The sequence below is a fragment of the Streptomyces sp. NPDC033165 genome (assembly GCF_055577965.1).
In genome coordinates, this window is record NZ_JBVIPK010000004.1 from 231,129 (window position 1) to 250,244 (window position 19,116).

The following is a 19,116-nucleotide window of genomic DNA, read 5'->3' on the forward strand; positions in this document are numbered from 1 at the left end:
GCCAGGATGCCGAGCCGCCCAGGAGAGTCAGCCGTGCCCAGTCGGTCGACCCCGCCCCCGCACCCCGCCGCCCGGTCCTACGACGGCGAGGGCATCGTCGTCGGCTTCGACGCGCGCCGCTGCCTGCACGCCGCCGAGTGCGTGCGCGGGCTGCCCGCCGTCTTCGAGGTCGGCCGCCGGCCCTGGATCCTCCCCGACAACGCCCCCGCCGACGAGGTCGCCGACGTCATCCAGCGCTGCCCGAGCGGGGCCCTCCAGTACCACCGCACCGACGGCATGCCGGACGAGGTCCCCGACGTCCCCACCCACGTATCGCTCCACGCCGACGGAGTGCTGCACCTGCGCGGAGACCTCGAAGTCGCCACCCCGCACGGTCCGCACCACGAGACCCGGGTCATGCTCTGCGGCTGCGGCGCCACCGGGAACACTCCGTACTGCGACCACAGCGGACCCTGCGCCGGACACGGCTGAGACGAGTCCCGCGTGCGCGGCGCGCCGGTCGGGTGAATCGGTCTTCGGGATATATCTGTATTTAGTGCCCTTTATTCCGGATGTTTCGCCGTCCGATCCGGACACCCCGTTGTGATCGCGCTCATCGTCGCCCACTTCGCGCTGGCGGCCTGCGCGGGCCCGCTGGTGCACCGGATCGGCCGGCGGGCCTTCGTCGTGCTCGCCCTGCCTCCGGCGGCCGCCACCGTGTGGGCCTTCACCCGCTGGAACACCGCCGCCTCCGGGGACGCGGTCACCTGGTCCTGGCAGTGGATCCCGGACTACGACGTCTCCCTCGGGCTGCGCCTGGACGCGCTGGCCGAGCTGATGGTGCTGCTCGCCGCCGGGATCGGCGCGCTCGTCCTGCTCTACTGCGCCTCCTACTTCACCGACGACACCCCGCGACTGGGCCGCTTCGCCGGGAACCTGCTCGCCTTCGCGGGCGCGATGCTCGCCCTCGTCCTCGCCGACGACCTGATCACGCTGTACGTGTTCTGGGAGCTGACCACGGTCTTCTCCTACCTGCTGATCGGGCACGGCAGCGAACACCGGCACAGCCGCCGCTCCGCCCTCCAGGCGCTCGTGGTCACCACGTTCGGCGGGCTCGCCATGCTCGTCGGCTTCCTGATCCTCGGTCAGGCCGCCGGTACGTACCGCATCTCCGCGATCGTCTCCGATCCGCCCGAGACGACACTCGCCGTGTCCATCGCCATCGTCCTGGTGCTGTGCGGGGCCCTGTCCAAGTCCGCGATCTGGCCGTTCTCCATGTGGCTGCCGAACGCCATGGCCGCCCCGACCCCCGTCAGCGCCTATCTGCACGCCGCGGCGATGGTCAAGGCCGGGGTCTACCTGGTCGCCCGGCTCGCCCCCGCCTTCGCCGACGTCCCCGTCTGGAAACCCGTCGTCATCGTGCTCGGCGGCGCGACCATGCTGCTCGGCGGCTGGCGGGCGCTGCGCCTGAACGACCTCAAACTGGTCCTCGCCTACGGAACCGTCAGCCAGCTCGGCTTCCTCACCCTGCTGGCCGGGACCGGCAACCGCGACGTCGCGCTCGCCGCCGTCGCGATGATCCTCGGACACGCCCTCTTCAAGGCCCCGCTGTTCCTCGTCACCGGCATCATCGACCACGCCGCCGGCACCCGTGACCTGCGTAGACTCTCCGGAGTCGGGCGCTCCCTGCCGTACGTCGCCGGGGTCGCGGTGCTGTCCGCCGCCTCCATGGCCGCCCTGCCGCCGCTCCTCGGCTTCGCCGCGAAGGAGGCCGCGTTCGAGGCGCTGCTGCACGGTTCCACCGCCGACCGGTGGGCGCTGGCCGTCGTCGTCGCGGGCTCCGCGCTGACCACCGCGTACACCCTGCGGTTCGTCTGGGGAGCCTTCGCCCGCAAGCCCGGGGTCCCCGACACCCCCGTCCACGGCGTGGGCCCGGCCTTCCTCGCCCCGCCCGCCCTGCTCGCCGTCCTCGGCCTGGTACTCGGCCCCGGCGTCGGCTGGACCGACCGGCTGCTGAGCGCCTACGCCGATACGTTGCCGGCCGACCCGGAGCCGTACCACCTCGCCCTCTGGCACGGGTTCGGCCCCGCCCTGCTGCTGTCGGCCGCCGCCTCGGTCGCGGGCGCCCTGCTCTTCCTCGGCCGCACCACCGTCGCCCGGCTCTCCCGGCGGATCGCCTGGCCCACCGCCGACAGCGTCTTCGGCCATCTGCTGCTCGGGCAGGAACGTCTCGCCCTCCAGGTCACCGGCTTCGTCCAGCGCGGCTCGCTCTCCGTGTACCTCGCCACCACCCTGCTGGTCATGCTCGCCGGACAGCTCGCCGTCCTCATCGTCGACACCCCCTGGCAGGGCGCCGTGCGCCCCCGGGTCTGGGACACCCCGATCCAGGGTGCCGTCGCCGCCCTGACCTGCGCCGCCGCCCTGCTCTGCCTGACCGTGCGGCGGCGTATGAAGGCCGTGGTCCTGGCGGGCCTGACCGGCTACGGCACCGCCCTGCTCTTCGTCGTCCAGGGGGCGCCCGACCTGGCGCTGACCCAGTTCTGCGTCGAGACGGTCGCGATGATCGTCTTCGTGCTGGTGCTGCGCCGGATGCCGGTCCACTTCCAGGAGTCCGTGAGCACCTGGCGGCGGGCCGCCCGCGTACCGGTGGCCCTCGCCGCGGCGGCCACCGTCGGCGTCGGGATGTGGGTCGCCGCCGCCGCCCGCACCGCCGAACCGGCCGGCTCCGCCATGGTCCAGGAGGTCGCCGACCACGGGCTCAAGGACGTCGTCGCCACCATCCTCGTCGACCTGCGGGCCTGGGACACCATGGGGGAGTCCGCCGTGCTCGCCGCTGCCGCGATCGGTGTCACCAGCCTCATCTACCTGCACCGCCGCAGCGAGGGCACCATGGCCCAGGAGGAGTTGCGGGGCCGCACCGCCTGGTCCCTGTCCGCCCACCACTCCTCCCGGCTGCCGCGGGGCGACGACGCGGCCCCCGAGCGCAGCTGGCTCGCCGCCGGGTCCACCCTCGCCCCCGAACACCGCTCGATCGTCTTCGAAGTGGTGGCCCGGCTGCTGTTCCACCCGATCCTGGTGCTCTCCGTCTACCTGCTGTTCTGCGCCGAGAGCCTGCCCGGCGGCGGGTTCGTCGCCGGACTCGTCGCCGGCGTCGGCCTGATCACCCGCTACCTGGCGGGCGGCCGTTTCGAACTCGCCGAGGCGGCCCCCCTGCAACCCGGCCTCTTCACCGGCCTCGGTCTCTTCATCTCCACCGGGGTGGGCCTCCTCGGACTCCTGGAAGGCACCGTCCTGCACTCCTTCACCTACTACGGGCACCTGCCGGTCTTCGGCGACTACCACCTGAGCACCTCGGTCCTCTTCGACTTCGGCGTCTACCTGCTGGTCCTCGGCGTGGTCCTGGACATCGTGCGGGCCCTCGGCGCCAAGGTCGACCGGCAGATCGAACGCGCGGCAGGCGTCCTCACCCCCGAGAGCGCCCCCGAGGGAGGCCCCCCGCGATGATCGTCAGCGCCTCGCTCCTCGCCACCGCCGTCGTACTCTGCGCCGTCGGCGGCATCCTCATGCTCACCCGCCCGCTGACTCGCATCCTGCTCGGCGCCGTCGTCGTGAGCAACGGCATCAACCTGCTCGTGCTCTCCTCGACCGGCCGGGCGGGCGCCGCTCCCCTGCTGTACGGGGTCGCCTTCAACCGGATCACCGACCCACTGCCCCAGGCCATCGCCCTCACCGCCATCGTCATCACTCTGGCCACCACCGCGTTCCTGCTGGCCATGGCCTACCGCAGCCACCAGATCACCGGAACCGACGAGGTCCACGACGACCTGGAGGACCGGCGCATCGTGCTGCGCGCCGAGGTGATGGGGGAGCGCAACCAGCTGCGCGAGCAGTTCCGTTCGGGGGCCGAGCCCACCGCGGAGGAACGCGAACGCTACCGAGAGGAGCGCCGCAGACTCCGTGACCGGCTGCGCGCCGACCGGGCCCGCCAGGCCCGCGGCCGCGACGCCTCCGGAGACCTCTGGAACGACGTGCTGGGCACCGACCCCGAGGACGGCGAACGCGGCGGGGACGCCAAGGCCGACGACCGCTACCCCCGCGACCGAGGAGCCACCGGATGAACGCGCTCGTCCCGCTGCCGGTGCTGCTGCCGCTGTGCGCCACCGGCCTCAGCCTCGCCTTCGGCACCCGCCTCAAACGCTTCCAGCGCTTCATCAGCGTCGCCGTGCTCAGCGCCGTCACGGCGCTCTCGGCGATCCTGATGATCGCCGCCGACAGCCGGGGCCCGCTCTCCGTCCACCTCGGCGACTTCGCCCCGCCGCTCGGCATCACCCTGGTCGCCGACCGGCTCTCCGGACTGATGCTCACCGTCTCCTCGGCCGTCACGCTCTGCGTGCTGATCTACTCCCTCGGCCAGGGCATGACCGACCGGGACAAGGAGACCCCGCTCGCCGTCTTCCACCCCGCCTATCTGATCCTCGTGGCCGGGGTCTCCTGCACCTTCCTCGCGGGCGACCTCGTCAACCTCTACGTCGGCTTCGAGATCATGCTCGTCGCCAGCTTCGTCCTGCTCACCCTCGGCGGCACCGGACCCCGGATGCGGGCGGGCTCCACGTACGTGATCATCTCGCTGTTCTCCTCGATGCTCTTCCTCACCGCCATCGCCATGACGTACGCGGCCGCCGGAACCGTGAACTTCGCGCAGCTCGCGGTGCGGCTGTCCGAACTCCCCGTCGGCGTACAGACCCTGATCCAGGCGATGCTGCTGACCGTCTTCGCGATCAAGGCGGCCGTCTTCCCGCTCGCCGCGTGGCTCCCCGACTCCTATCCGACCGCCCCCGCCCCCGTCACCGCCGTCTTCGCCGGTCTGCTCACCAAGGTCGGCGTCTACTGCATGATGCGCACCGAGACGCTGCTCTTCCCCGGCAGCCGCCTCGGCGACCTCCTGATGGCCATCGCACTGGCCTCCATGGTGATCGGCATCCTCGGCGCGGTCGCCCAGACCGACCTGAAACGACTCCTCTCCTTCACCCTGATCAGCCACATCGGCTACATGGTCTTCGGGATCGGCCTCGCCACCCAGGAGGCGTACGGCGGAGCCATCGTGTACGTCGCCCACCACATCACCGTCCAGACGACCCTGTTCCTGGTCGCCGGGCTCATCGAACGCCGCGGTGGCACCACCGAGCTGACCCGGCTCGGCGGACTGGCCAGGGCCGCCCCGATGCTCGCGCTGCTGTTCTTCGTACCCGCGATGAACCTCGCGGGCGTCCCCCCGCTGTCCGGCTTCATCGGCAAGCTCGGCCTGATGCGCGCCGGAGTGGCCGACGGCGGCGGCTGGGCCTGGGTCCTGGTCGCCGGCTCCGCGGTCACCAGCCTCCTGACGCTGTACGTGGTCGCCAAGGTGTGGAACCTGGCCTTCTGGCGGGCCGCCCCGCCCGGCCTGGCCGCCGCCGGTACGGTCCTGGAGTCCGGTGACGACAGCGACGAGGACACCGACGAGGGCCCCGACCACATCCCCGGCACCGGCGACGAGGGCGTCACCCCCGCGCACCGCCCGGCGGGCCGGGCCGTCGCCGCGACACTGCACGGCCGGGCCGTGACCACGACCAGCCGGCTGCCCCGCCCGATGACCGCGGCCACCGCGGCGACCATCGCGCTCGGCCTCTCCTTCACGGTCCTCGCCGCCCCGCTGACCGCCTACACCGACCGCACGGCCGCCGAACTCCTCCAGCGGACCCCCTATGTCCAGGAGGTGCTGAGCCGGTGAGACGCATCCTGCGGTTCTCGTTCGGCGAGCGCCGCAAGCGGGTCCTGGACCTGCCTCTGATCGCCTGGCTCACCGTGATCTGGGTGCTGCTCTGGTCCACCCTCACCTGGGCCAACGTGCTGACCGGCCTGGTCGTCGCGGTCGCCGTCTGCCTCGCCTTCCCGCTGCCCCGGGTCGACCTCGGGCTGCGGCTCCACCTCTGGGGGATCGTGTGCCTGGCCGGATATCTCTTCCACGACATGTACACCTCCGGCGTGAAGGTCACCCGGCAGGTCTTCGTCGGCCTCCCGCACCGGGCCGCCGTCATCGGCGTACCGCTGCGCTGCCGCAGCGACCTGATGCTCGCTGCCACCGCCGTCGCCGTCTCCAACGTCCCCGGCGGCTCCATCATCGAAGTGCGCCGGGCGACCGCCACCGTCTTCCTGCACGTCCTGGACGCCGATCTGCCCGAGGAGCTCGAAGCGGCGCGGCGCAAGGTGTGGCGTCTGGAGGAACTGACCGTACGGGCCTTCGGCACCCCCGACGAGATCGCCCGGGTCGCCGAACCCCCGCCACCGCCCCAGCCCGCCCCCGGGAGGCCCGGACCATGAGCGCACCCGAACAGATCGACCGGATCCTGCTGACCACCGCCGTCGTGCTGATCGTCGTCGCCGGGACCCTGCTGCTGGCCCGGATCTGGCGCGGCCCCTCCATGCTCGACCGGGCGATCTCGCTGGACGTCTGCGCCGCCCTGATCATCGCCGGGCTGGGCGCCAAGTCCGCCTTCGCCCGGGACCATTTCTACTTCCCGATCATGCTGGTGCTGGCGTTCCTCGGGTTCACCGGATCGGTGGGCATCGCCCGCTTCATCGCCGTACGCGACCGGCCCCGGAACGCGCCGCGCCCACCGCACCCCGACGGCACCCAGGAGGGCCCGCAGTGAGTCCCTGGCCCCAGATCGCCGACACGGCAGGCGCCGTGGTGCTCCTCGTCGGCGCCGCGATCTGCCTGCTCGGGGTGATCGGCATGATCCGGCTCCCCGACGTCCTCTCCCGCAGCCACGCGGCGACCAAACCCCAGACCCTCGGCATGATCCTGGTGCTGGCCGGGGTCGCCCTGCGGCTGCGCGGCGGCATGGACCTCGCCACCCTCGCCCTGATCGCCTTCTTCCAGATGCTCACCGGCCCGGTCGCCTCGCACCTGGTGGCCCGATCCGCGTACCGCACCGGCCAGATCGAACACAGCGAGCTGCTCTTCGACGAACTGGACGAACAGCTCACCGACGGGAAATGACCGGGCCCGCATGCAATGATGCGGGCACATGCCGGACGCTGGGGGGCGTATGGGAAGCACGGGCACGGTGCTGCGCGAACTGCGCGGCGCACAGAAGAGCGCCAAGGGCGTCTCGCTCTACTCGCGGTACGTGAACCGCCCGGCCGGACGGGTGCTGGCGGCCGGGGCATACCGCATGGGACTGGCACCCAATCAAGTCACGGTGATCAGCGCCCTGTTCACCTACTCCGCCCTGGCCGCGGTCGCGCTCGTCGAGCCGTCGTGGACGCTCGCGGTCGCCGTCTACGCGGCCCTCGCGGTCGGCTTCGCCTTCGACTCCGCCGACGGGCAGCTCGCCCGGCTCACCGGCAAGGGCGGGCCCGACGGGGAGTGGCTGGACCATGTCGTGGACTGCGGGAAGCTGCTCCTCGTCCACACCGCGGTCCTGATCTCGTTCTACCGGTTCGGTGAACTCCCTTCTGACACATGGCTGTTGCTGCCGCTGGGCTTCCAGCTGGCCGCCGTGCTCACCTTCTGCGCGGGGCTGCTGCGCGAACAGCTCGGCAAGGCGGCGGCGAGCGCCCGCGGGCCGGCCTGGGCGGCACCGGCGGCGGCGCCGGTCTCCCGGGGGCGGGCCGTGGCGCTGCTGCCCGCCGACTACGGGGTGTTCTGCCTGGTGTTCCTCCTGCTCGGCGCACCCGGAGCCTTCCGCGCCGGGTACGCCGTGCTGGCGGTGGTGCACACCCTGTTCCTCGCGGCCTTCCTGGCCAAGTGGTTCAGGGAGCTGAAAGCGCTCCGGGCGGGCTGACGAGCACGTCCAGCGCCCGGCGCAGCTGGGTGCTGGACGTGTGCACGGTGTACGGGAAGTAGACGACCTCCACTCCCACTTCGGCGAAGTCGCGCTCCAGCTTCAGGCCCTTGTCCGTGCCCCGCCAGTCGTCGCCCTTGAAGATCACGTCGAACCGGACCTGCTGCCAGGTCTCGACCTTGTCCGGCACGGTCTCCACGAACGCGGCGTCCACGAACCGCACGCTGCGGACGATCTCCAGTCGTTCGCGCAACGGGATCACGGGCCGGTGGCCCTTGGCGAGGGCGGCCATCTCGTCCGAGACGACCCCCGCGACCAGGTAGTCGCACTGACTGCGGGCATGCCGCAGGATGTTCAGGTGGCCGACATGGAACAGGTCGTACACCCCGGGCGCGTAACCCACCCTGTGCTGCACCATCCGTATCTCTCCCCCCACGGTGAACGTGATCCGGTGATGTTCCAACGACCTTACTGTGAAGAACACTTGAGCAAGCCGTGAACGGATAAGCTCGACAGGGGCTGTTCCTCGGTGGGGACAGCGGCTGTCATGGGGGGAAGGCGATCGTCCGATGAGCGATGGAGCCAGGCGCGGGCCGTTTCGGGACCGCCGCCTTCTGGTGGTGTCGACCAACTACGCCCCGGAGGTCACGGGCATCGGTCCGTACGCGACCCAACTGGCCGAGCACTGGGCCGCGTCGGGCGCCCGGGTCAGGGCGCTGACCGGCATGCCGCACTACCCCGCCTGGCAGCTGGAGGAGGGCTACCGGGGCGTGTGGCGGACCGTGGAGATACGCGGCGGCGTCGGCGTGCACCGGCGCAGGCACTATGTGCCGTCCCGTCAGACCGCCCTGCGCCGAGCCGCGTTCGAGGCGAGTATCCTGGCCACCGGGCTCACCGCCCCGCCGCCGGGACGCCCCGACGCCGTAATCGCCCAGATGCCCAGCCTGGCGGGCGGCGTCATCGGGGCCCGCCTGGCCCACCGCCACCGCGTGCCCTACCTCCCCGTCGTCCAGGACCTGATGGGCGCCGCCGCCGCGCAGAGCGGCATCCGGGGCGGGGGCCGGGCGGCCGCCGCCGCCGCGGCCGCCGAGCGGTACGCGTTGCGCGGGGCCGCCCTCGTCGGCGTCATCCACGAGAGCTTCGTCCCCGGGGTCACCGCCCTCGGCGTGGACCCCGGCCGTATCCGCCTCGTCCCCAACTGGACCCATGTGCACGGCCCCACCGCCGACCGGGCCGCCACCCGGGCCCGGTTCGGCTGGGCCGCCGCCACCCCCGTCCTGCTGCACTCCGGCAACATGGGTCTCAAGCAGGGCCTGGAGGTGCTCATCGACACCGCCCGACTGGCCCCGGACATCCGTGTCGTCCTGATGGGCGACGGCAACCAGCGCGACGCCCTGCGCGCCCGCGCCGAGGGACTGCCCAACGTGGAGTTCCTGGAGCCCGCGAGCGCCGAGGAGTTCCCCGACGTCCTCGCCGCCGCCGATGTCCTCGCGGTCACCCAGCGGGCCTCGGTCCTCGACATGAGCGTCCCCTCCAAGCTCACCTCCTACTTCGTCTCCGGACGCCCCGTGCTCGCCTCCGTCGCCGACGAGGGCGGCACCGCCGACGAGGTCCGCCGCTCCGGGGCCGGGGTCCTCGTCGCCCCCGAGGACCCCGCCGCCCTCCTGGAAGCCGTACGGAAGTTCGCCGCCGACCCGGCCGCCGCCGACGCCCTCGGAGCCGAGGGGCCGCGGTATGTGGCACGCCACCTGAGCCGGGAGGCGGGCCTCGCACGCTTCGACGAACTACTCGTCGAGGTCCTGCGGGACGGACAAGGAGGCCCTCGCCGATGACAGCCGTGAACCGGGTCCCGGACGACCAGGACGAGCCGGCGCTCCTGCGCGACCAGTTCCGCCAACTCCTCCGCTACCGAAGCCTGCTGGCCGCCGGAGTCGCCGTCGGGCTGCTCGGCGGGGGGTATCTCGCGCTCGGCGGCGAGGAGACCTACACCGCCACCGGCGAGGTGCTCGTCCGTTCCGCGATCTCCGACCCCTTCGCCGCGGGAGCCTCCGCCGACAAGGGCATCAACATCGGCTCCGAGCGCCAGACCGCCGTCAGCGACACCGTCGGCACCCTGGCCGCGAGCACCCTCCTCAAGGCGGGCGACGACGTCACCGCCCGCAAGCTGCTGGACGGACTCCAGGTCACCAACCCGCCCAACACCCTCACCCTCCGCTTCTCCTACACCGGTGCCACCCCCGAGCAGTCCCGCGCCCGCGCCGAAGCCCTGGCAGCCGCGTATCTCGCCCATCGCAAGGCGCGCACCGAGGACAGCATCAAGAACATGTCCGACGGCTACCGGGCCCAGCTCGGCCCGCTGGAGGAGAAGCGCGACGTGCTGGAGAAGCAGATCGGCGCGGGCGCCGCCGACGACGTGACCAGTGCCCGCGCCAACATCATCGTCTCCATCTCCGAACTGAGCCGGAAGATCTCCGAGCTCAAGGCCCTGGACACCACCCCCGGCTATCTCAACAAGAAGCCCGTCGCCCCGACCTCGCCCACCGGGGCCGGCCTGCCCCTGCTGCTGGGGCTCGGCGGTGTCGTCGGTCTGGCGCTGGGGCTGCTGCTGTCCTGGGTGCGCCTCGTCTTCGACCCCGCCGTACGCTCGACCCGCGAGCTGGTCCACTCGCTCGGCGCCCCGCTGCTCGGCACCCTGCCCCGGGAGCGCGCCGCCACGGACGGACTGCTCGCCATCGGCCGCAGCGGTTCCCGGCTCGCCGAGGAGTACCGCGCGGTCGCCTTCCGGCTCGCCTACGACCCGTCGTTCGCCGAGAGCCGCCGCCTGCTCGTCACCGCCCCGCGCGGCGACAACGCGGCGGCCGCCGCGGCCGCGGCCAACCTCGCCGCCGCCTTCGCCGAGATGGGCCGCGACGTCCTGCTGGTCGAGGCCGATCTGCGCACCCCCTCCCTCGCCCGGGACCTGGGCTCCGCCGCCCACCAGGCGCGCCCGCCGCGCTGGGCCGCCGAGGAGGGCGACGGCAGCTGGCCCACCGGCGGCCGCTCGGGCGTGGACGTCCCCGGCTCCGGGGCCTTCACCCTGATCCCCGGCACCACCGTCGACAACGTCCCGCGCGCCCTCACCTCCCCGCCCGTCGGCCGCATCGTCGCCGAGGCCGACCGCCCCGGCACCGTCGTCATCGTGCTCGCCCCGCCCGTCCTCTCCTACGCGGACGCGGTCGCCCTCGTCGACCGGGTGGCGGGCGTCATGATCGTGTGCGACCCGCGCGAGGTGCACCGCAGCGACCTGGAACGCATCCGCGAGATCATCGTCGCCTCCGGGGGCTCCGTCCTCGGTTCCCTGCTCCACCCGCCCCGGGGGCGGCTGCGCCGCGCGGAGCGGCGAGCGAAGTCCACCCGGCGCAGGGGAAGAGGCGGTGGCGGCGGACCCACGCCCACCGCCGAGCCGGACGCCCCCGAGATCACCGGCGATCCGACCGAGACCCTCGGCCTGCGCTCCCTGACGCTCCCGGCGGCGCGGCGGTGAGAGCCCGCACGGCCGTCCTCTGCTCGGTCGCGGACCAGGGCGTGGCGGCGCTCACCAACATCCTCGTGCTGGTGGCCGCCGCCCGGCTCTCCACCGTCGCCGACTTCGCCCGCTTCTCCGCGGTCTACCTGGTCTTCACGGTGCTGCTCGGCGTCTCGGGGGCGTACACCGGGCAGCCCCTCGTCCTCAAACGCGGCGCGGGCGAGGAGACCCGGGGCGCCTGCCGCTCGGCCGTGACCTTCACCGTGCTCGCCGCCGCCGTGCTCGGCGCTCTCCTGGCCGCCGTCTGCGCCCTCGTCCCCGGCGACACGGCCCGCGCCCTGCTGATGCTCGGCCCCGTCCTGCCCGTGGTGCTGGGCCAGGACGCCGCCCGCTACGCCTTCTCCACCCTCCAGCAGCCCCACCTCGCCCTGATCTCGGACCTGTTGCGGCTGGTCTGCGTACTCGGGGCCCTCTCCGTACCGGACTACGGGGCGGCCCCGGCCCGGCTGATCGCGGTCTGGGGCCTGTCCGCCCTGCCCGCCCTGCTGCTCTCCGCCGCCCTGCTCCACCGCGCCACCGCCGGGGCCCCGACGGCACTGCGCCCGATGCTGCGGCGCGGCCACCTCGGGCAGCGCTTCACCGTCGAGTTCGGCGTGGGCAACGCCACCAGCCAGCTGTCCGTCCTCGGCCTCGGTGCGGTCGGCAACCCCCTCCTGGTCGGGGCGCTGCGCGGGGCGACCACCCTCTTCGGGCCGCTGAACGTGCTGTTCACCTCCGCCACCTCCTTCGGCCCCCCGATCCTCGGCCGCGTCGCCGACGAACGCCGCCGGGTCCGGGCCACCGCCGCGCTCGCCGCCGCCCTTGCCACCACGGCCGCGCTCTGGGCCACGGTCCTCGCCCTGCTGCCCGACAGCGCGGGACGCCAACTCCTCGGCGACACCTGGCCCGTTGCCGCCGCACTGCTCCCCGCGACCGGCAGCCAGTACGCGGCGATGGCCGTCGGCACCTGCGGCCTGCTCGCCCTGCGCATGCTCGACCCGCGCACCACGCTCCCCATCCAGATCGTCTTCTCGCTCACCGCCGTGGCGTTCCTCGCGGGCGGTTACGTCATCGGCGGCGTCCCGGGCGCCGCCTGGGGCCTCTTCCTGGGCTCGCTCTGCAAGGCCACCGCTACCTGGATCAGGGTGGCCCGGCTGCGCCGAAGGAAGGCCGCGCCCCAGGAGCCCGTCAGCGCCGACGAGCTGCCCGTTGCTCCCTGAACGTGGTGATCAGCGCCAGACAGAGCGCCGCGATGGCGAGCTTGCCCACCGCCTGGAGCAGGGGGCCGCGCAGCAGGATGAAGGTGTACCCGGCGATCAGCGGGGCCGCGATGGCCAGCACGCTGCCGGAGCCCGGGCCCGCCCGGGTGACCGCGAGGGCGTAGCGGCGGTCCGTGCGGGCCGCCGCGTAGCCGACCAGCGCCAGGCCGCCGGCCATTCCGGCCGGGCCGAGGTCGACCCAGAGTTCGGTCCACAGCGGGGCCGAGAGATTGGTCATGCGCATCCCCATCCACTGCCCGACCCGGACCCCGGTGTCCTCCGGCTTTCCGCTCCACACCGCCCGGGGCACGAAGAACAGCGCGGAGCCCGCCAGTTGACGGCCATAGGTGTGGCCCCGGGTGTCCACCCAGGAGATGGTGTTGGCGAACATCACCGTCTGGTCGTAGTCCTTGGTGGCCAGCGGCTCGAAAGCCGAGGCGGACTGCACCGTCCGCTGCCCCTCCTCGTCGTAGCGGAACTTGTCCGCGTACGGGAACAGCACCAGCGCCCCCACCACGCCCGCCGCGAGCACCGAGCGGTACATCGCCGCACTGCGCGGGAACGCCGTGAACAGCAACGACACCAGCACCGTCAGGAACCAGTAACGCGCGTTGGAGATAGGGTTGTTCACCACCAGATTGAGCGCCGCCAGCGCCACCCACACCAGCACCGTCGACGGCGTCCTCCGGGCCCGCCGGGAGGTCACCAGGCGGCGGGTGTAGAAGAGCAGTGCCAGCAGCGCCGGGACCGTGCCGAAGCCCTTCAGGAACGCCGAGCCCACGTTCGACTCGCCCGAGGCCACCCCGCTCGCCGCCACCGTCTCGCTGATCTCCTGCCTGCTGGAGAAGAACACCGCGGGCCCACCCAGCTTCAGCACGTAGTACCCGCTGGCCGCGAACGCGAGCAGGACGAGCAGCCGCAGCCGCACCGGATGCGCCACGGCGGGCCCGCCCGTCCCTCGCGCGGTCGGCGTACGGCGGCGCAGCGGCCGCCGCGAGGCCAGCAGCGCCCCCAGGTCGAAGGCCGCACATCCCACCAGGATCATCGCGATCGCCGTCACCAGGTCCGAGCGCGGCCCCACCATCGGCGTCGGCGTCTGGCCGATCACCACCTGCGCGAACGGCGCCACGCCCATCGCGATGTAGACGAACATCCAGAAGACGCCCTGGAGCAGCCGCCGCCGGGTGGAGAGGATCATCGTCGCCAGCCGGGCCCCCGCGTAGCAGGTCAGCACCAGCTGGAGCCAGTACGCCGTGTCCCGCACCCCGCTGCCGGGCTGCGCGGCGATCACCGCGGGCAGGAAGCAGACCAGACCCAGAATCAGCGGGACCGCCAGCGCCCGCGAGAGCATGGCCCAGGCGATCGGCCGGACGGGCGGTTCGAGGTCCGCCGGACGCGTCGGCGAAGGCTCCGGCGTACGCGCCGGCGTGTGCACGGACGTCATCCGCCCCCCGTTCCGTGGACCGCTGAACACTCTAACGAATCAACCCACTTGGAGGGACGCAATGACTACGCTGTGAACAGTCGGCCGAGGTTGAGGGGAACCCTGGTGAAAATCCTGCACGTCGTCACGCTCCACACCCCGGACCACGCGTTCGGCGGTCCGACCCGGGTGGCGCTCAACCTGTCCAAGGTCCAGCGGTCCGCCGGTGACGACGCCCGCATCATGGCCCTCGGCGACGGCTTCCCGGACGGTGAACTGCCCAGCCATGTGGAGGGAGTTCCGGTCCACCTCTTCCAGGCCCGGCATCTGCTCCCGATGTTCGAGGTCAGCGGCATCACCTCCGCCGCCCTGCTGCGCACCGCCCGTCGCATGATGCGCGGCGCGGATCTCGTCCACGTCCACCTCATGCGGGACCTGGTGACCCTGCCCGCCGCGCTGATCGCCCTTGCGACCCGTACCCCCCTGGTCGTTCAGACCCACGGCATGGTCGACCCGACCGAGAAGCGCGTCGCCCAGCTCACCGATCTGCTCGGAGTCCGCAAGGTGCTGCGGGAGGCGGACGCCGTCCTGCATCTGACCGAGATGGAACGGCTCGATGTGAACGCCGTCGCCGCCCCCGTCCCACTCAGCCGTACGGTACGGCTGGTCAACGGGGTGCGCCCGCAGGAGCGCAAGCCCGCCCGCGCCCCCGGCCGCCCGCCCACCGTGCTCTTCCTCGCCCGCATCCAGGAGCGCAAGCGGCCCGAGGACTTCGTCGCCGCTATGCCGCACGTCCTCGCCCGCCACCCGGACGCCCGCTTCGTGCTGGCCGGGCCCGACACCGGGGCCCTTCCCGAAACCCTCGCGCTGGCGGACAAGTTGGGTGTTGCCGGCTCCCTGGACCATGTCGGGCCGCTGGGCCACGAGGAGGTGCTCGCCGCCGGACGCGAGGCCGATGTGTACGTCCTCCCCTCCATCGAGGAGCCGCTCGGGGTCTCCGTCCTGGAGGCGATGTCGGTCGGCACCCCGGTCGTCATCACCCGCACCTGCGGCCTGGGTCCCGATGTGGCCGAGGCGGGCGCGGGACGGGTCATCGACAGCCGGGTCGGCGCGGACGCCGCCAACGCGCGCAAGGTCGCCGACGCCGTCCTGGAGCTGCTGGAGCCGGAGGCCGCCGAGCAGGCGGGCAAGGCCGCCTGGGAGCTGGTCAACGACCGCTTCACCATCGAGGTGGTCACCACCACCCTCCGGCGGACCTACGAGGACGTGGTCCGCCGGAGGCGAGGGTGATGGGCCGAATCGTCAACGTACTGGCTTCTCACGGGACTTGAGTGCGATCTGCCAGCGGTAGAAGCTCATCGCCAGCGCGAAGTCGAACCCTGCCCGGCCGTCCAGGAAGCCCCGCCGGTAGAGGTACATGTACGCGAACGACACCACCGGTTTGAACGGTGCCTTGTGGAACAACTGCCCCTGGCGCGACTTGACCTGACGTACCTGCTCCTTGACCTCGGGGTGGTGCTCCAGCCACGCCTCCCAGTCCGAGTAGCGGTTGTGCCGCTCGAACCAGGCGGTGACCGGGTCGAGGTCCTGGTGCTCGATCGGGTGCTTCAGCGTCCCCACGCTCGCCGCGACCGGCTGGTAGTGGCCCTCCACCTCCCCGATCCCCGGCGCGTCCAGGTCCCCGACCTCCGGGTAGTGGCAGCGGGTCCGGTTGGTCAACGACCGCTTGCGGATGGTGTATCCGTGGCGCAGCCGCTTCCCCGAGAACCAGTAGCCGAGGGGGATGTCGTACGCGGCGGGCTTCGGCGCCGCCGGGTTCCGGAAGGTCTGGCGCAGTTCGGCCAGCAGCCCCGGGCTGAGCCGCTCGTCCCCGTCGAGCAGCAGAATCCAGTCCAGGTCGGTGCGGACGTTCTCCAGGCACCACTGCTTCTTCCGGGGGTGGCCCCCGTCCCAGGTGTACGTGACCACCTCGGCCCCGCACTCCTCGGCGATCTTCACGGTGTCGTCGGTGCTGTGGGAGTCCACCACCACGACCGCCTCGAAGTGGCCGAGCACCGACTTCACCGCTTCGGCGATGTTCAGTCCCTCGTTCTTGGTGGGGATCGCCACCGCGATCGGGAGCTTCGTCTTACCTGCGGTCATCCCTTGGCTCCTTCGAGCAGCCAGGCATAGCAGCCTGTGGAGGTGAACGTACGGGCGGACTCCGGGATCGTGATCTTGCGGGAGGCGCCGGTGCCGGAGGTGCCCGAGGACAGTTCGCTGCCCCCGGCCCCGGCGATCTGCCAGGAGCAGTTCGGGGTGGGGGACGCCGAGCGGTAGACGCCCGGACGGAGCTTCTTCCCGGTGTGCGTGCCGTCCGGGTAGCCGACCGCCGCCTCGTCCACCAGGTCCTGGTGCTGGGGGCAGAGCCCGGCGACCGCGTCCGCCGCACCCGGGATCTCGTCGGTCACGATCGTGCCGATGGCGGTGTCCCGGTCGACCTTGACCAGGTAGCGCAGCTTGTCGCAGGTCTCCTGCCCGGTCTGGAGCACGGCGGCCGGGTCCATGCCTTTGGGCACCCGGTCTTCCAGATACTCCTTCTGCTTCCTGGTGAACGTCCCGGTGGCCGGGGTGAGCTCGTCGGCGGGTGTCTTGGGGCCCTGGGCCGTGGCGGCCGGAGCGGACGGCACGGTGGTTGCCGGCTCCTCGGCGGAGGGCGGGGCGGGTGGGGCGGGTGTGGTGGCGGAGGGGCCGGGGGCGGCTGGCCCGGAGGCCGCGGGGCGCTCGGCGCCCGCGGCCTCCGGGTCGTTCCCGTCCGCGGACGAGCCGCAGGCCGCCAGCGTCGCCGCCATCATGACGACGGCGGCGCCGGCCAGGAACGGATTCCTCATCAGCCGTTCCTCAGGGCGTAGTGCGCGCTGATCTGGGAAGCGCTCAGCGCGGTCGGATAGATGGCGGTCTCGTCGATCTGGCCGGCGAAGAAGTTGCTGCTGGGCCGACTGGGCCAGCCCGACAGGTTGTCCCCGCCGACCCGCCAGTAGCCGGGGTAGTCCTCGTTGGCGGTGTACAGGAAGTTCGACGTGCGCCGCTGCCCGTCGACGTACAGCGCCATGCCGCCGGGGCCCTGGGTGGCGACGATGTGGTGCCACTGGCCGTCGTTGTACGTTCCCGGGGTGGTGATGGTCCGGGTGCCGCCCCTGTACACGCCGAACGTGAGCCGCCCGTCGTTGCGCATGTAGACGTGCTTGTCGTGACGGGTGCTGTTCTGCTGGGTCAGATTGCCGAAGCCGATGATCTTCCCACCCCGGTTGGTGGTGGTCTTGATCCAGGTCTCGATGGTGAACCGGGTCGGCTGCGGGTGCTGCCGGTTGCTGTAGAGGTACTCGTCGGTGCCGTTGAGCCCGATCGCCGTCGAGGGCCCGGCCACGGCCGCCGGGGTCTGCCGGTAGGCGGGGGCGTTGCGCATGAACCCGTTGTTCAGGTTGCGGCTGCTGTCGTGCGCGAAGGTGGAGATGCCCTCGTCGTAGCGCCAGTAGAGGCTCGCCCCGTCCGCCCGGACCCGGTCGGCATAGGCCTCCGTGGTGCTCGCCACGGTGGCGGAGTGCGGCGGGGACTTGGCACTGGTGTTGATGCCGTCGCTGGCGGTGATCCGGTACGAGTGGGTCTCGCCCGGGGCGACGTCGGTGTCCGTCCAGGTCAGCTGCGGCCGGTCCCAGAAGACGGAGTAGCCGGTCGTGGTGTGGACCGGGGTGTCGGAGCCGTTCTTGTAGATCCGGTAGGTCAGCTCACCGTCGTCGGTGTCGAAGCTGGTCTGCCAGTTCACGTCGATCTGCCCCGGAGTCAACGTCGACAGGCTGACGTTGGGCACCCAGGGCGCCCCGGTGTCCGGTCCGTCCGCGAACCGGGTCAGGCCCTGCTGGGGCTTTCTGTTGACCGTGGTGAACTCGCCGCCCACCCACATGTAGTGGCGGTCGCCGCTGCTCGTCTGCGCCATCACGCGGGGACCGACCGGCTCCCCGATGCCGTCGTTGGTGTCCGGGAACCACGGCAGCAGCTTCGGGTCGTCGACCGACTGGGCCAGCAGATGCTTGCGCGGCTGGTCCGGGAACGCGCCCATGCTGGCGCAGTCGTGGGCGTGGCTGCCGCTGTAGAGCACCCCGGAGTGCACCAGCACCGACTGGGTCGCGCCGAGGCAGGTGTCCCGCCAGCGCTGCTGGAAGTCGCTCAGGTTCAGGGCGATGCGGCCGTCGAACACCCCTCCGCCGCTGCCCTCGTTGGCGGTGTAGAAGCCGGTGGCGTCGGTGGTGATGTCCTGGACGGTGGACCGGTCGTGGATGAACCCCGGGTAGGACTTGGTGAGTTGCCCGGTGGTGGCGTCCACCACGGCCAGGGCGTGCGTGCTGGTGCCGTTGATCCGGAAGAAGTCCCCGCCGAGCAGTACGTTCTGCCCGTCCGGGGTCACCTCGACGGCGCGGGCCACCTCGTCCGCGTTCGCCGTGAAGGGCAGCAGCGAGGCCCCGGCCGTGGTCACGGCGGCGAACTTGTTCCTGGTCTGGCCGCCGACGCTGTTGAAGTCGCCGCCGAGATAGACCGTGTCGCCGGTGACGGCGAGCGCTCGCACGGTAGCCGTCACGGCGATCTTGAAGTCGTCGCGGACGGTGCAGGTCTCGGTGTCGACCGCCGCGATGTTGCTCACCCCGACCCCGTTCACCGCACCGAACTGACCACCCGCGTAGAGGGTTTCACCGTCCGGGGACAGCGCCAGGGACCGGACGGTGGCGGTCCCGGAAGAGACCGTGAACGACAGCGAGCAGTCGGTGGGGGCCCCGGTCGCCGCATCGAACGCCGCGAAGTTCACCGCGGGCTGTTCGCCGGTGCCGGGCGCGGCCGTGGGGGGCCGCAGGGTGGAGAAGGTGCCGCCCGCGTACACGACGCCGTCGCCGGCGGCCATCGCCCAGACGATGCCGTTGGTCTGCCAGGTGGTGAGGTCGTCCGCGGTGATCGCGACCGGTGGTGTCAGTGCCGCCGCCGGGGACTCCCCGACCGCGGTCGCGGACAGGGCTCCGGCCAGCAGGCCGAGAGCGGCGGTGGCGGCCCGCATACGGG

General features: G+C 72.1%; 17 protein-coding genes. 12 read left to right on the top strand and 5 right to left on the bottom strand.

Going from position 1 to position 19,116, the window contains the following annotated elements:
- Positions 1-6 precede the first annotated feature (6 nt).
- The 8 genes from ACZ5WC_RS12220 (at position 7) to ACZ5WC_RS12255 (ending at position 7,805) form a co-directional block, all read left to right on the top strand.
- Positions 7-471 carry a (4Fe-4S)-binding protein gene (locus ACZ5WC_RS12220; protein ID WP_468540714.1) on the top strand — a complete coding sequence of 155 codons (465 nt, stop codon included), beginning with the start codon at positions 7-9 and terminating at the stop codon, positions 469-471.
- A gap of 111 nt (positions 472-582) precedes the next feature.
- Positions 583-3,483, top strand: coding sequence for a Na+/H+ antiporter subunit A (locus ACZ5WC_RS12225; RefSeq protein WP_468540715.1), 2,901 nt, complete (start codon positions 583-585; stop codon positions 3,481-3,483).
- Positions 3,480-4,097 carry a Na(+)/H(+) antiporter subunit C gene (locus ACZ5WC_RS12230; RefSeq protein WP_468540716.1) on the top strand — a complete coding sequence of 206 codons (618 nt, stop codon included), beginning with the start codon at positions 3,480-3,482 and terminating at the stop codon, positions 4,095-4,097. The genes ACZ5WC_RS12225 and ACZ5WC_RS12230 overlap by 4 nt, the downstream gene beginning before the upstream one ends.
- The gene (locus ACZ5WC_RS12235; RefSeq protein WP_468540717.1) at positions 4,094-5,746 is read left to right on the top strand and encodes a Na+/H+ antiporter subunit D; all 1,653 of its coding nucleotides are present in this window, start codon (positions 4,094-4,096) and stop codon (positions 5,744-5,746) included. The genes ACZ5WC_RS12230 and ACZ5WC_RS12235 overlap by 4 nt, the downstream gene beginning before the upstream one ends.
- Complete coding sequence (locus ACZ5WC_RS12240; RefSeq protein ID WP_468540718.1) at positions 5,743-6,336, top strand: Na+/H+ antiporter subunit E; 594 nt, start codon at positions 5,743-5,745, stop codon at positions 6,334-6,336. Before ACZ5WC_RS12235 ends, ACZ5WC_RS12240 begins: the two co-directional genes overlap by 4 nt.
- Positions 6,333-6,668, top strand: coding sequence for an MrpF/PhaF family protein (locus ACZ5WC_RS12245; protein WP_468540719.1), 336 nt, complete (start codon positions 6,333-6,335; stop codon positions 6,666-6,668). The genes ACZ5WC_RS12240 and ACZ5WC_RS12245 overlap by 4 nt, the downstream gene beginning before the upstream one ends.
- Positions 6,665-7,018 (top strand): monovalent cation/H(+) antiporter subunit G, encoded by a 354-nt coding sequence (mnhG, locus tag ACZ5WC_RS12250; RefSeq protein WP_468540720.1) that lies wholly within the window; start codon positions 6,665-6,667, stop codon positions 7,016-7,018. The genes ACZ5WC_RS12245 and mnhG overlap by 4 nt, the downstream gene beginning before the upstream one ends.
- A 49-nt stretch (positions 7,019-7,067) precedes the next feature.
- On the top strand, positions 7,068-7,805 hold the full coding sequence (locus ACZ5WC_RS12255) for a CDP-alcohol phosphatidyltransferase family protein (protein WP_468540721.1): 738 nt from the start codon (positions 7,068-7,070) through the stop codon (positions 7,803-7,805).
- Here the strand turns inward: ACZ5WC_RS12255 and ACZ5WC_RS12260 are convergent.
- Positions 7,774-8,223, bottom strand: a complete 450-nt coding sequence (locus tag ACZ5WC_RS12260; RefSeq protein WP_096629485.1) for an FAD synthase family protein — start codon at positions 8,221-8,223, stop codon at positions 7,774-7,776. The genes ACZ5WC_RS12255 and ACZ5WC_RS12260 overlap by 32 nt on opposite strands.
- 151 nt (positions 8,224-8,374) lie before the next feature.
- Here ACZ5WC_RS12260 and ACZ5WC_RS12265 point away from each other — a divergent pair, with 151 nt between their 5' ends.
- From ACZ5WC_RS12265 to ACZ5WC_RS12275, 3 genes are read left to right on the top strand one after another with little or no spacing between them, the layout of a single operon-like run.
- Complete coding sequence (locus ACZ5WC_RS12265) at positions 8,375-9,637, top strand: glycosyltransferase (protein WP_468540722.1); 1,263 nt, start codon at positions 8,375-8,377, stop codon at positions 9,635-9,637.
- Positions 9,634-11,328, top strand: coding sequence for a P-loop NTPase family protein (locus ACZ5WC_RS12270; RefSeq protein WP_468540723.1), 1,695 nt, complete (start codon positions 9,634-9,636; stop codon positions 11,326-11,328). The genes ACZ5WC_RS12265 and ACZ5WC_RS12270 overlap by 4 nt, the downstream gene beginning before the upstream one ends.
- Positions 11,325-12,569, top strand: a complete 1,245-nt coding sequence (locus ACZ5WC_RS12275; protein ID WP_468540724.1) for an MATE family efflux transporter — start codon at positions 11,325-11,327, stop codon at positions 12,567-12,569. Before ACZ5WC_RS12270 ends, ACZ5WC_RS12275 begins: the two co-directional genes overlap by 4 nt.
- On the opposite strand, the gene ACZ5WC_RS12280 is transcribed toward ACZ5WC_RS12275, so the two are convergent.
- Complete coding sequence (locus tag ACZ5WC_RS12280; RefSeq protein ID WP_468540725.1) at positions 12,538-14,052, bottom strand: hypothetical protein; 1,515 nt, start codon at positions 14,050-14,052, stop codon at positions 12,538-12,540. The two genes, ACZ5WC_RS12275 and ACZ5WC_RS12280, sit on opposite strands and share 32 nt — an antisense overlap.
- A gap of 105 nt (positions 14,053-14,157) precedes the next feature.
- On the opposite strand from ACZ5WC_RS12280, the gene ACZ5WC_RS12285 reads away from it, so the two are divergent.
- Positions 14,158-15,321: a glycosyltransferase gene (locus tag ACZ5WC_RS12285; protein ID WP_468540726.1), complete on the top strand. Its 1,164-nt coding sequence runs from the start codon at positions 14,158-14,160 to the stop codon at positions 15,319-15,321.
- A gap of 12 nt (positions 15,322-15,333) precedes the next feature.
- Here the strand turns inward: ACZ5WC_RS12285 and ACZ5WC_RS12290 are convergent, their stop codons facing one another.
- The 3 genes from ACZ5WC_RS12290 to ACZ5WC_RS12300 are packed head-to-tail and all read right to left on the bottom strand — an operon-like array spanning position 15,334 to position 19,111.
- Complete coding sequence (locus ACZ5WC_RS12290) at positions 15,334-16,173, bottom strand: glycosyltransferase family 2 protein (protein ID WP_468540727.1); 840 nt, start codon at positions 16,171-16,173, stop codon at positions 15,334-15,336.
- Positions 16,170-16,901, bottom strand: a complete 732-nt coding sequence (locus ACZ5WC_RS12295; RefSeq protein WP_468540728.1) for a hypothetical protein — start codon at positions 16,899-16,901, stop codon at positions 16,170-16,172. The genes ACZ5WC_RS12290 and ACZ5WC_RS12295 overlap by 4 nt, the downstream gene beginning before the upstream one ends.
- Positions 16,901-19,111 carry a LamG domain-containing protein gene (locus ACZ5WC_RS12300; RefSeq protein WP_468540729.1) on the bottom strand — a complete coding sequence of 737 codons (2,211 nt, stop codon included), beginning with the start codon at positions 19,109-19,111 and terminating at the stop codon, positions 16,901-16,903. Before ACZ5WC_RS12300 ends, ACZ5WC_RS12295 begins: the two co-directional genes overlap by 1 nt.
- Positions 19,112-19,116: the final 5 nt, after the last annotated feature.

Excerpts from the sequence above, each read along its gene's own strand:
- ACZ5WC_RS12235 (WP_468540717.1), top strand. The coding sequence starts at position 4,094 with ATGAACGCGCTCGTCCCGCTGCCGGTGCTGCTGCCGCTGTGCGCCACC.
- ACZ5WC_RS12220 (WP_468540714.1), top strand. The coding sequence starts at position 7 with ATGCCGAGCCGCCCAGGAGAGTCAGCCGTGCCCAGTCGGTCGACCCCG.
- ACZ5WC_RS12280 (WP_468540725.1), bottom strand. The coding sequence starts at position 14,052 with ATGACGTCCGTGCACACGCCGGCGCGTACGCCGGAGCCTTCGCCGACG.
- ACZ5WC_RS12265 (WP_468540722.1), top strand. The coding sequence starts at position 8,375 with ATGAGCGATGGAGCCAGGCGCGGGCCGTTTCGGGACCGCCGCCTTCTG.
- ACZ5WC_RS12290 (WP_468540727.1), bottom strand. The coding sequence starts at position 16,173 with ATGACCGCAGGTAAGACGAAGCTCCCGATCGCGGTGGCGATCCCCACC.
- ACZ5WC_RS12245 (WP_468540719.1), top strand. The coding sequence starts at position 6,333 with ATGAGCGCACCCGAACAGATCGACCGGATCCTGCTGACCACCGCCGTC.
- ACZ5WC_RS12255 (WP_468540721.1), top strand. The coding sequence starts at position 7,068 with ATGGGAAGCACGGGCACGGTGCTGCGCGAACTGCGCGGCGCACAGAAG.
- ACZ5WC_RS12270 (WP_468540723.1), top strand. The coding sequence starts at position 9,634 with ATGACAGCCGTGAACCGGGTCCCGGACGACCAGGACGAGCCGGCGCTC.
- ACZ5WC_RS12230 (WP_468540716.1), top strand. The coding sequence starts at position 3,480 with ATGATCGTCAGCGCCTCGCTCCTCGCCACCGCCGTCGTACTCTGCGCC.
- ACZ5WC_RS12300 (WP_468540729.1), bottom strand. The coding sequence starts at position 19,111 with ATGCGGGCCGCCACCGCCGCTCTCGGCCTGCTGGCCGGAGCCCTGTCC.
- ACZ5WC_RS12295 (WP_468540728.1), bottom strand. The coding sequence starts at position 16,901 with ATGAGGAATCCGTTCCTGGCCGGCGCCGCCGTCGTCATGATGGCGGCG.
- ACZ5WC_RS12260 (WP_096629485.1), bottom strand. The coding sequence starts at position 8,223 with ATGGTGCAGCACAGGGTGGGTTACGCGCCCGGGGTGTACGACCTGTTC.